The sequence below is a fragment of the Parasphingorhabdus sp. genome (assembly GCF_048269865.1).
Classification (GTDB): Bacteria; Pseudomonadota; Alphaproteobacteria; order Sphingomonadales; family Sphingomonadaceae; genus Parasphingorhabdus.
The window spans coordinates 377,174-387,982 of the sequence record NZ_JBLWUA010000003.1 but is presented as its reverse complement, the minus strand read 5'-3'; the positions used below and the strand labels follow the sequence as shown (position 1 = coordinate 387,982).

8 protein-coding genes are annotated in these 10,809 nt (G+C 54.6%); all 8 read left to right on the top strand.

From position 1 onward, the window contains the following. Window positions 1-641: 641 nt before the first annotated feature. Window positions 642-2,270, top strand: a complete 1,629-nt coding sequence (locus tag ACN0WW_RS06210) for a CHAT domain-containing protein (protein ID WP_417610512.1) — start codon at window positions 642-644, stop codon at window positions 2,268-2,270. Further along, the gene (locus ACN0WW_RS06205) at window positions 2,267-3,604 is read left to right on the top strand and encodes a hypothetical protein (RefSeq protein WP_417610484.1); all 1,338 of its coding nucleotides are present in this window, start codon (window positions 2,267-2,269) and stop codon (window positions 3,602-3,604) included. Before ACN0WW_RS06210 ends, ACN0WW_RS06205 begins: the two co-directional genes overlap by 4 nt. Window positions 3,605-4,228: 624 nt before the next feature. After that, window positions 4,229-6,343 carry a hypothetical protein gene (locus ACN0WW_RS06200; RefSeq protein WP_417610482.1) on the top strand — a complete coding sequence of 705 codons (2,115 nt, stop codon included), beginning with the start codon at window positions 4,229-4,231 and terminating at the stop codon, window positions 6,341-6,343. 166 nt (window positions 6,344-6,509) lie between these two features. After that, complete coding sequence (locus tag ACN0WW_RS06195; protein ID WP_417610480.1) at window positions 6,510-7,031, top strand: YybH family protein; 522 nt, start codon at window positions 6,510-6,512, stop codon at window positions 7,029-7,031. 71 nt (window positions 7,032-7,102) lie between these two features. Beyond that, entirely contained in the window at window positions 7,103-7,555 is a 453-nt protein-coding gene (locus tag ACN0WW_RS06190) for a hypothetical protein (protein WP_417610478.1), read from the top strand. A gap of 130 nt (window positions 7,556-7,685) precedes the next feature. Then, entirely contained in the window at window positions 7,686-8,054 is a 369-nt protein-coding gene (locus ACN0WW_RS06185; protein ID WP_417610476.1) for a SnoaL-like domain-containing protein, read from the top strand. Then, on the top strand, window positions 8,047-9,390 hold the full coding sequence (locus ACN0WW_RS06180; RefSeq protein WP_417610474.1) for an APC family permease: 1,344 nt from the start codon (window positions 8,047-8,049) through the stop codon (window positions 9,388-9,390). The genes ACN0WW_RS06185 and ACN0WW_RS06180 overlap by 8 nt, the downstream gene beginning before the upstream one ends. Continuing rightward, complete coding sequence (locus ACN0WW_RS06175; protein WP_417610472.1) at window positions 9,387-10,796, top strand: peptide MFS transporter; 1,410 nt, start codon at window positions 9,387-9,389, stop codon at window positions 10,794-10,796. Before ACN0WW_RS06180 ends, ACN0WW_RS06175 begins: the two co-directional genes overlap by 4 nt. Window positions 10,797-10,809 lie beyond the last annotated feature (13 nt).

Sequence of the window (10,809 nt, the reverse complement as noted above, 5' to 3'; positions counted from 1 at the left end):
ACTCATATGACCACTCGTATGACTACTTGTATCCTGATCGTCGAAATCGTCCATTATCACCGCTCCAAAAAGAACGGCAATCAGCCTATGCCAAAGCCATCATGCAAGGCGGCCTCCGCGCCACGCTTACTCCTCTGGCGGAATAAACAGTGCATGTGGCTGTGTGACAAATGCATTCGCACAAGCGGGAATAGCCAAACAGGAAATCGTCAATCGTGGGATTGTGCCGTCAGAATTCGGCATGCGTCTCAAGCTTGTTCGAATAGGTTGGTTTGGGAGGGGAGGGCAGTATATTGATGAAAGTGTTGAGACTGACGAACGAGATTATGACAGCTTGCAACGGAAATATCGAGGCAATCCATTGAATAATTTACGTAATATGTTTTCTCCTCCGCCTAAAGAATTGTTCATCAAGCGGGCGGAACGCTGTTACCGGACTATTGACCCTCAGCGCTATGGTAGGTGAAAGACTCAAAAAAGCGAGAACCAAAGTTGAATTGACCTTGGGAGTTTCCGACGTGGTAGTCCATTATTTAGATGGACCACACAGCTCGACTTCTGTGTATCAGGCATATTTCTAATATTGCCGCTCTTTTTGCAGCCCCTTGCTTCGCATGCATTGTTTGTGCTTTTGTATATTGATGATTTTTAGCAATTTCTTGCACCTAGAAGGTCGCCGTTCAAAAGCGAGAGCAATGCTTGTTTTCTTTCTGCTAGCGATGTTGTCGCCTCACAGTTTGATGGCAAAAGACAGTTGTTTGCTGCCGAATAGCGCTGAGTTTGAAAATGCTGAATTTGCATTAAAGGCGGCGCAGATGGCTCTGAGTTCGCGTCCAGGAATCGCAGTCGAGCGATCATTATATACAGCAGGGGTAGAAGCGGCAGAAGTTCGTGCGCTGTTGCGCGAGCGCGATCAACTAAGAACCGACAGCGTGAGTGTGAGTGACACATCCGTCGAGAATATGGAAAAAGAAGCTCTTATCAGGGAGAATCAGATCGACAAGACCGAACAGAAAATAGAAAAAATGGCCCCGGGATTGCTCGAACTCATGCTTCCTGAGCCCTATTCAGTAGAGAAACTCCAAAAAAATCTGAAGCAAGATGAAGGATTACTGGTTTTCCTCGAAGATGAGAAGTCGAGTTTTGGTTGGTTGATTACAACCGAATGCTTCACTTGGTATGAAATGCAAGGAATGGGGAGAGAGGAGGCACAATCTCTCTCGAATGCTATACGTGCCGCAATTACACCGCAAATTGGTATTCGCGGTCGGCAAGTCGCAAATGTCGGATCGTCCATTAACTCCATGGAAAACTTATTGGAACAAGCCTACCAACGGGTGCTTACCCCAATTATTGGCGCACTGGCAAATGTCAGAAGGCTTATGGTTCATGGCAACGGAACTTTTCTGGCATTGCCATTTGCTGCTTTGATAAATCCTGATAACGGTCAATATGAGGTTGAGAGACGGTCTTACGCGCTACTGCCGAGCTTGAGAGCGCTTGCAATAGATGCGGGCGAACAACGGGTCGCAAATGAACTCTCAATCCTCGCAATAGGCGCTCCGGAACTTACCACCAACTCAAAGTTCAGTGTATTACAAGACTTACCCGGTGCTAAGCGTGAGCTTAAAGCAATCGATAAGAACTTTGGCGGGAGAGCGAAAATCCTGCGATCAGGTGATGCGACCAAAGAACAGCTAGTGCGACAACTGATTGACTCCGAAGATGAAGTATTACTTTTTGCAACCCACGCCATTTTTGCCGACGAGAAAGGCGACTTTCCGACAACCGGGCTCCTTCTAACACCGTCGCCTTCGGACCCGGAGGATGATGGCTTGCTGACTTTGCACGAGATAGCCGGATTGCCATTGAATGGGGAACTGGTAATTTTATCTGCCTGCAACAGCTGGTCCGGCGAAAATGGTGCCAATGATGAAGCTTTGACAGGTCTGTCGCTTGCATTTTTCCGAGCGGGGAGCCAGAATTTGATTGTCACCCACTGGCCGATTTCGGACAGCTCAGCAGCTCTTTGGTCTCAAGTGCTGCTTCGGCATCTGGTCGCATCACCGGACGATCTTGATGGAGCGGTGCGCAGTGCTCAGTTACAACTACGCCGTGTAGATGGTGGGCGTTGGTCGCACCCAAAGCACTGGGCTGCATTTCTCCCAGTTCGCGGTGGGCGAACACTGGATTCCGTAAAGCCGTCGAAAGAATCTGGTTCGGGACCTAATCAAGCCGCGTTTTTGACCAGTGGCGGTGTCGGAAAATGATCAAGTTTTTGCTACCGGTCATTTTTGCAATTTACATGCTTCCCACTCAACTGACGGAGGTTCATGCGCAACCTTCGACCTTCTCGTTTGACATGAAAGCAGTCGAAAAATCACTGCAGTCGGTCAAAGATGCTCACAAGCAGGGGGGGATCGAGGCGGCCGAACGTGAATTGGATCGGCTCGAAACATTCTGGAGCTTGCGGGATGGCGCGGAGTCGATCGCTGTTGCCAGAGTTTTGCACGAACGTAGCAAGCTGTTCTTGTTGGCTGATGCTGACCGTGAGGCCTTAGTTGGATTTTCGCGGGCGTTAGATGTGTTTAATCGAACTGCAAATACACCGGACGCATATATCGTTGATAGTCTGATACAAAGATCATCGGCATATGTAGGGCTGATGGAACTGGAAAAAGCGCATCAGGATTCGTCAGCAGCCCTGACGCGTGCGCGATCATCTACCGCTATCGCCGTCACTACTTTGATTGCCGCCATCTCGCAACATGGAGGTGTTGAGGGTCGGCTTTTTCGGGAACGCGAATCGGAAGAACTCTTTCGGGAAGCGCTCTCATTGGCAATAGATAGTCCGGATATCGAAGCGGGAATCATCGCTGACCTAACATCTGAGCTAGCTTTGAAACTGCTCTACCAGCACGGTCGCTCGCAACAGGTTGTAGCTTTGTTGAGGCGGGCGATTGCCACCTATGAAAAGCGAACTAGTCGGACAACGTTGGCGCAGGGGAAATTATATTCTGCATTTGCTGGCGCATTAAGCAAGATAGGATTGCAAGAAGAGAGCGTAGAAATGGCCCGAAAGGCTGTGATGATCGCTGTCGAGGTACAAAAGGGACCGGATAATGAGGTTCAGGCCGCTATAAACGAAGCTATCTATCGTCATAATTTGGCAGATGAGCTGCGCGATCTGGGAAAGTTTAAAGACGCGCAGGAGCAACTCGACTTGATGGCTGCAATAATGGATGAACGATTGCCGCCTGATCATGTTGTCCATATTTTTACTGAGCGTCAGCGAGGATTAAACTTGATTTCATTGAATCGTAAATCTGAAGGCTATGAGATATTGAAAAACGGCTATGAGGCTTTTCGTAAAAAAGTCCCTCCTACTGAATTGCGGCTTATTGCCTGGCAGCGTGACCTGGGTGATTTTGCATTTAATGGAGGAGATTATCCATCCGCCCTTTCTTACTATCAAGCAGCTGCGGACGGCATTGCACTCCGGATAAAAGAACGGCGCAGCGATGCGGTCATATCTCGGCGGGAGTGGGCGGGGCAGAAAGACGTTTATGTCGGACTGGTTCGCGCCGCTGCAGCAAACCGATAGATTGCTCGTCCTAGTTCCGGGGTTCAGACCCGTTGCCAAGGTTGGGGTCGAGAGTTCGAATCTCTTCGCCCGCTCCAGTTTCTCTCAATAAATTCAATAGATTATGTAGGTCGCGACGGCGCGAAATCTGCTTCCTCGCCTGGCATTCTGCGTCGGGGAAGCATGGGGGAAGCAGCTGACAGCGTTTCATGGCGTGGATTTGGGTGTGCATTGCGGCAATTTGCTACAAACGAACCCAAGCTGCAAGGGGGGCTCTGCACGGAAAGTTTGATGCTCCGCACATAGTTGTTCAACGCGTTTCGCGAACTTTTCGGTCGTTTGATCGGTTGAAATACTTCGCTGATAGCTTTCCGTACAGTCACGGATTTCGTTTTGCGAACCCAATGGCTTAAATTGGGCCGATTGCGGACTGTCTGGTATTAGCCGAGAAAGGGACGAAAGCGGCCGATCAGTTAACAACCCAGAAACAGACATAATTGCGTAAACCTGCAAGCCCCACTAGCTGCCGGTCGTTCAATTTCACCACTTCCACATCTCGTGAACGAGCGACACCCAGCCGCTGATTCAATAATTGCACCGAACCAATTTCGCGTTATGTTGCAATGATACTGGGGGTGTCACAACTTGGATTTCGCAAAGAAGCAGGACGTTACCGCAATGCCCGTGGCATCGGTACGCGCGTCGCTCTTTGGCAGCTTCCAGTTAGTGGCAACAGACGGCGCGGAAATCGTCATTTCCAATCGGCGCGCACGCGCTTTGCTCGCAATACTCTGTCTTGCGCCTGACGAACCGATTGACCGCGATCATCTCAGCAAGCTCTTGTGGCCTGGCCGATTTGAAGCACAGGCGCGAGGAAGCTTGCGGCAATGTTTGCTGGATCTGGGCAAATTGCTGGCTGCGGCTGATTGCCATCTGTTGGAAGTCTCGCGAAGCCGGATTGGCCTCAATGCCTCTAGCGTGCAGTCAGATCTCGTTGATCTGGAAACAGCGCTTGCCGCTGGCAGGTGGGCGCAAGCAGCAGAATCGCTCCTGACCATTGGCGGTAAACAACTTCTCAATCACTTGAGTTTTGGAGAGGATTTCGAAACATGGCTGGCCGAGCGCAGGCAGGCGGTTGAGCAGCGATTGCAAATGAAAATCAGTGATGCTCTGACCCAATTGAAAGCATCCGACAATCTCGCGGATCATGAGAGGTTGCTGGATGCCTGGATGCTTCGCCACCCGACCGCATCCCGAGCCGTTATGGCGGACCGGCAAAGCGGCAGGACGCGGATTGCGGTACTCCCTTTTGCGTCCTTGGATAGTAAGAATGATCAGGGATATTTTGCCGATGGAATCGTAGATGAACTGATTACGACGCTGGGTCGGGTTCCGCAGCTTCTGGTCGCTGGGCGCACCTCATCCTTTCAGTTCAAGGATTCCAGCCGCTCGTTGCCGGAAATTGCCGATCTGCTTCATGTAGCGCATCTGGTCGAGGGATCGGTGCAGCGACATGGTCAAGATGTTCGGATCAATGTGCGCCTGATTGACGGCCAAACCGGCTTCGAAAGTTGGAGCTATCGCTACAAGGGAACAGAGGACGATATCCTTTCCTCGCGTGAGCAGGTGGCGCGAACGGTAGCACGGGAACTATGTGCTGCGCTCCAGCTGGACATCGCAGACCCCGCTATCCGCCGAATGACAGACAATAAAGCCGCATATGGCCTCTATTTGCAGGGCCGCTCCCTGACCCGCCGTGCGATTGGCGACGGTGTGCTGGACACCGCAATTGCATTGCTGGAACAAGCGTTGGAACTGGAGCCGGAATTTGCCGAATGCTGGACGGCATTGGCAGAGGCGCATGTCTACACGGCCGTTTATACACCGTGCCTGGACAAATTGGGGCAAGCCGAGCGCATGGCCGAATGTGCGAAAAAGGCCATCCAACTCTCGCCGGAGCAGGGCCACGCCTATGCCATGCTTGGCCTCTATCAATGGACCAAGAATGATGCTGTCGGCGCCCTTGATCTCGCATTCAAGGCCCATCAACTGGAGCCTGAAAATCCCGCTGTTGTCATGCGCCTGGGGTCTTTCCTGTTATATTGCGGACGGACGGCAGAAGCGCTGCCCTATATAGAAGCGGCGGTCGATCAGGATCCTGTCGATGGCCGCAATTATGGCATGCTATGTGTGGCGCATCTCAATCTTGGCAATATTGATGCTGCAATACGTGCCGGCCAGCGGATGGCGGATCTGGGTCAGCCTTCGCTGCATCTGGCGGCGGCGACGGCAGCTTCTGGCAACCATGATCTTGCCGTGGAGCAATATCAAAAAACCCGGTTGTTGATGAATAGCGTGATCTTTGCGCCGGCGGGAACCACGCCGATGTCGCCGGAAGCCATGGACGCATACTGGCTCCTCGCCGCCAAGGGTATTCATAGTGGCCAGGAGGAAGACCGCCAGCAATATTGCCAAATGCTGGAAATGTTGCATGCCACGTTTCCCGACCCTTGTGATCCCACGATTGTATGGCCTGCCATCTGGATGGGCTATGCTCCGATGGTGTTCAAGACTTTGGGAAAACAGATTACGCCGCCCAATATGGTTGGCCTGATGTCGCTCTGGGCCGATGTCGAACCGATTCGCCAGACTCGCTTGCACCCGGGCTTCATGGACTTTGCCAAGCACATCGGATTGGTTGCGGCATGGGAAAAATATGGTTGGCCGGATGTCATGCCGGAACCGTCTCCAGCGAATTGACGCTTTATTGACGCTTTATTGACGGTAGCGCTGTTGACGGGACGTTACATTCGCGCGCATCAATAGTGCACGGAAATTGCAGAGAAACCTAGTCCATTTGAGACGGCCCGGAACACCGCGTTGCCGCTATCGGGAGAACTTTGTCTGCATCACACTGGGGGGCAGAATGAACTATCCGATCGTTCACAGATGCATTGCGGCGGCATTGATGCTGACTCCTTTGGCGGCATGCGGATCACCTTCCGATCAGACGGCGCATGAAGCCGATTCAGCCGCTGATAAGACCGCCATCGCCAATCATATCAAAGAAATAGCGAAAGATGTTGTCGCGGCCTTTAACGCTGGCGATGCGGAGAAAGCGGTCGGTTTCAATGCTCCTGATTTTATCCAGATGTTTCACGGACAGGCCAATGCCGACAATGCGGCCAATCTGGAAAACGCCCGCAGCCAGCTGGCCGATCCGGCAGCAAAACTCGCTGTTTCGGATGGAAAGGTCGAAGTCTCTGAGGATGGCGACATGGCGGTTTATACATCCAGCTACGTCTATGATTTTACCGATCCCCTAAGCAACGAACCCGTTACCGAACTGGGCAACTGGGTGATGATTTTCCGGCGACAGGCCGATGGATCGATGAAAATTTATCGTGAGATTATCTCCGATACGCCGCCTGCCAAAGCGGCGGGCTAGCAACAGATATTCAATCATCACTACAGAACCCGGCTCGGGGTGAGGCGGGACTAAATTGAAGGAGAAGACGAATGAAACTGATGAAAAAAATGATGATGGCAAGCGCCATGATTGTGGCTGCGCCAATGGCCTTGTCCACGCCTGCAATGGCGGACGAATTTCCGCTGGTCGCCGGTGAATACACAACCATGACCGGCATCTTTCTTGAGGATGCCGGATGGACTTCTTATGCCAACTATCTTGCCGGCGAATGGAAGAAAAACCAGGATTTCGCCAAGTCCAAGGGCTGGATCAGCGACTACAAGATCTATTACGTTGTGGATCCCCGCGACGGCGAACCCACCATGTATCTGACGCAGACTTTCGCCTCCTGGCCCAGCGGCGCCGAAATGGAGAAACGCAGCAAGGAATGGGAAGCCTTTGACAAAAGAACCAACGCGCAGCTCGATGCCGAATCCGGCAACCGGGCAAAATTCCGCAGGGTCACAGGCTCGATGACGCTGCAGGAAGCGACGGTCCGATAATTTCGAAGCTTGGTCTAGGCGGATGATGCAACCCTTTGCACCGTCCGCTTGGGCCGAACCCCAGTCCGGCGGATGGTTTTGCGACCCACCATCCGCCGGGCTATCCCCTCCAGATGCGGGAGAGTATCCCATGCAAAGCCTTGCCGATATTGCGAGCGATTATGCGGCCTTGCTGGCAAAAGGCGAGGCCCTGGCCGCAGCGGAGAAATATTGGGCAAGCGACATTATCGCGTTTGAGCCAGCCAAATCCGAAGCCGGCGACCCAGCCATTGCCATGGGCAAGCCCGCGGCAATCGCCAGATTGACGCGCTGGCTGGAAACCAATGCAATGAGTGAGTTGCTGATCGACGGCCCCTTTGTCACCGGCGACCAGTTCGCCTTGTTCATCGATATGGAAATCGTCCGCCGCGCCACCGGCGAACGGCAGCCATTCAGCGAAATCGCCACCTACACCGTCCGCGAGGGCCAGATTGTCGAAGAAAGATTTTTCTATGGCTGATGCGACTGCGACGAACGGCAAATTGCTCAAACAACTCGGCTTCGCCTTTGCCGCAGCCATCGGGCTGGGCTCAATGGTCGGAGCGGGACTGATGCGCACCAGCGGGGCGGTGGTCGACCAAGTGCCGCATCCCTGGCTGGTGATCGCGCTGTGGGCGCTTGGCGGCGTGCATATCCTGCTGGCCGCGAATGTCGCATCAGAACTCGTCACGACCATCCCTAGGGCGGGCGGCATTTTCGTGCCGGTACGCGCAGCATTTGGCGATTCGATGGGACTGCTCGTCGGATGGGCAATGTATCTGTCCGTCGTCGCGGCGTGCGCGGCTTTGTCGATCGTCTGTGCCAACTTCCTTGCAATTCTCCAGCCGTCGCTTGCCGATCACACTGCCCCGGTGGCCTGCCTGTTCCTGATCCCGCTTATCATCCTGAACTGGCTGGGCGTGCGTGAAGGCAGCGTAGCCCAGACCATCGGCAGCGCTGTGAAATTGATATTGCTATGCGTGGTGATCGGGATCGCGCTGTTGGCCGATCCGCCGGATCCCGGCGCGTTATCGGCGGCGGCGGATGCCAGCGCACCGGCGCTGGGCGTATTCGCCGTCATCACGGCTTACCAGATGATTTATGGTGCCTATGCAGGATGGGACAGCGCGATGGTTTTTGTCGAAGAGGACGAAAATGCGCTAACCAATATTCCGCGTGCTATGGCACTTTCGATTTGCGCTGTCGCGTTGATCTATGTCCTTTTCAATATCGGTATGTTGCGCTCGCTCGATCTGGAGGCGATCCGCGCTTCCGACCTGCCGATCGCCCTGGTGCTGGGAAATATCTTCGGCACCGTAGGGGCGGCTGCTGTAGCCGTGCTTGCGATTATCCTGGCGTCGACCTCGCTCAATGCCAACCTCATGATCGCCCCGCGCGTGTTGTTTGGGTTGGCGAGAGCGGGGCTGTTTCTTCCCTCGGCAACGCGGGTCAATGCCGGCGGCACGCCGCATGTCGCCTTTGCATTTACCGCGCTGCTCACGGTGCTGCTGATCTTTTCAGGCGGTTTCGAATTCATATTCCGCCTGATGGCCGCGCTGATCATCTTCTCCTTCGTGATCTACGATGTGTCGCTGTTCCAGTTGCGCCGGACCCGGCCCGACCTGCCGCGCCCCGTTCGCGCGATCGGTTATCCCGTTCTGCCCGGGCTGCTCCTGCTGATCGATACCGCGCTGCTCATCGCGTTCATTGCCGCCGATCCCGCCAGCGGACTTTACATGGCAGCGCTGATCGCGATCTGCATCCCGGTCGGGTTCGTCCTTCATCGACGCCGAGCAGCGCTGGTAGTTGCAGCATGACAATGCCAGAAAGAGGCGACACCGCCTTCCTCGGCCACCCGCGCGGACTGGTGTATCTGTCTTTCACCGAGGCGTGGGAGCGGTTTTCCTTCTACGGGATGCAGTCGCTGCTCGTGCTGTACATGACCCAGTCGCTGTTCTTGCCGGGCCAGGTGGAGAAGATCGCTGGGATGGCGGCCTACCGCAGCGCTGTCGAAACGCTGCTGGGCCCGCTTTCAACCCAGGCTTTTGCCGGGCAGACCTTCGGTTCTTATGCAGGGTTGGTCTATTTTACACCGCTGTTCGGGGGCTGGATCGCCGATCGCTGGCTGGGTTCCAAACGCACGGTCATCCTGGGCGTATTGTTGATGACGGCGGGCCATGCCGCGATGGTGTTCGACCAAAGCTTCCTCGTCGCACTGCTCCTGCTGATCCTCGGCTCCGGTGCACTCAAGGGCAATATCGCCTCGCAAGTAGGACAGCTCTATTCCGCAGGCGACGAGCGCCCGGCGCGTGGATTCGTCATTTTCAGCACCGCCATCAATATCGGCGCGGTCGCCGGCCCGCTGGCCTGTGGATTGCTGGCACAGATTTATGGCTGGCACGCCGAGTTCGGAGCGGCCGGGCTGATGATGCTGATCGCGCTCGGCGTGTATCTGAGGGGGCTTTCGCACCTTCCCGAAGAACCGCAGCGAACGCGCAGGTCCGCGCCGCCTCGCAAACTCTCAGCAGCGGACTGGCGCAGTGTCGGTATCTTGATGATCTTTCTGGTCTTTCAGGTGCTTCTGGGGCCGGGATATGATCAGCAATTCAACATGGGCATGGTCTGGATCGACACTGCCGTCGATTTGCAGACGCCGTTTGGACGGGTGCCGGTTGCATGGTTCGTCTCTATCAACTGCCTCGGCACGGTCTTGGGCGCGATTGCTGCGATTGGCTTTTGGCGCTGGCAGGCAAGGCGCGGGGGCGAACAGAGCGATAACACTAAGATGGTTGTCGGCGGCCTGATGTACGGCGCGGGCACGATGCTGATGGCCGTTGGGTCGGCGTTCCAGACGCCCGGATCGGTCAGCATCGTCTTTCCCGCGCTATCCTATTTCATCACGGGCGTCGCTTTCACTTGGTCATGGCCGACATGGCTCGCTGTCATGGCACGCTATGCTCCGCGGCAAATCGCCGCGCGGATGATGGCGGCGGCCTATCTGGTGGCTTTCTTCGGAGCGATTATCGCGGGCTATTTCTCCCGCTTTTACGAAACCACGGACCCTGCGCTGTTCTGGTTGCTCAACGCCGCCGCCTGTTGGGTGGGCGCCGGGCTATTTTACGTGTTCGGACCAGCGATGACCCGCGCTCTGGTTGCAAACCGCGATCAAGCCCAAGAGCCCGCTATCCTATCGGAATATGCTGCATTTGTGATTGAGAAATGAGATTAGACAAGGA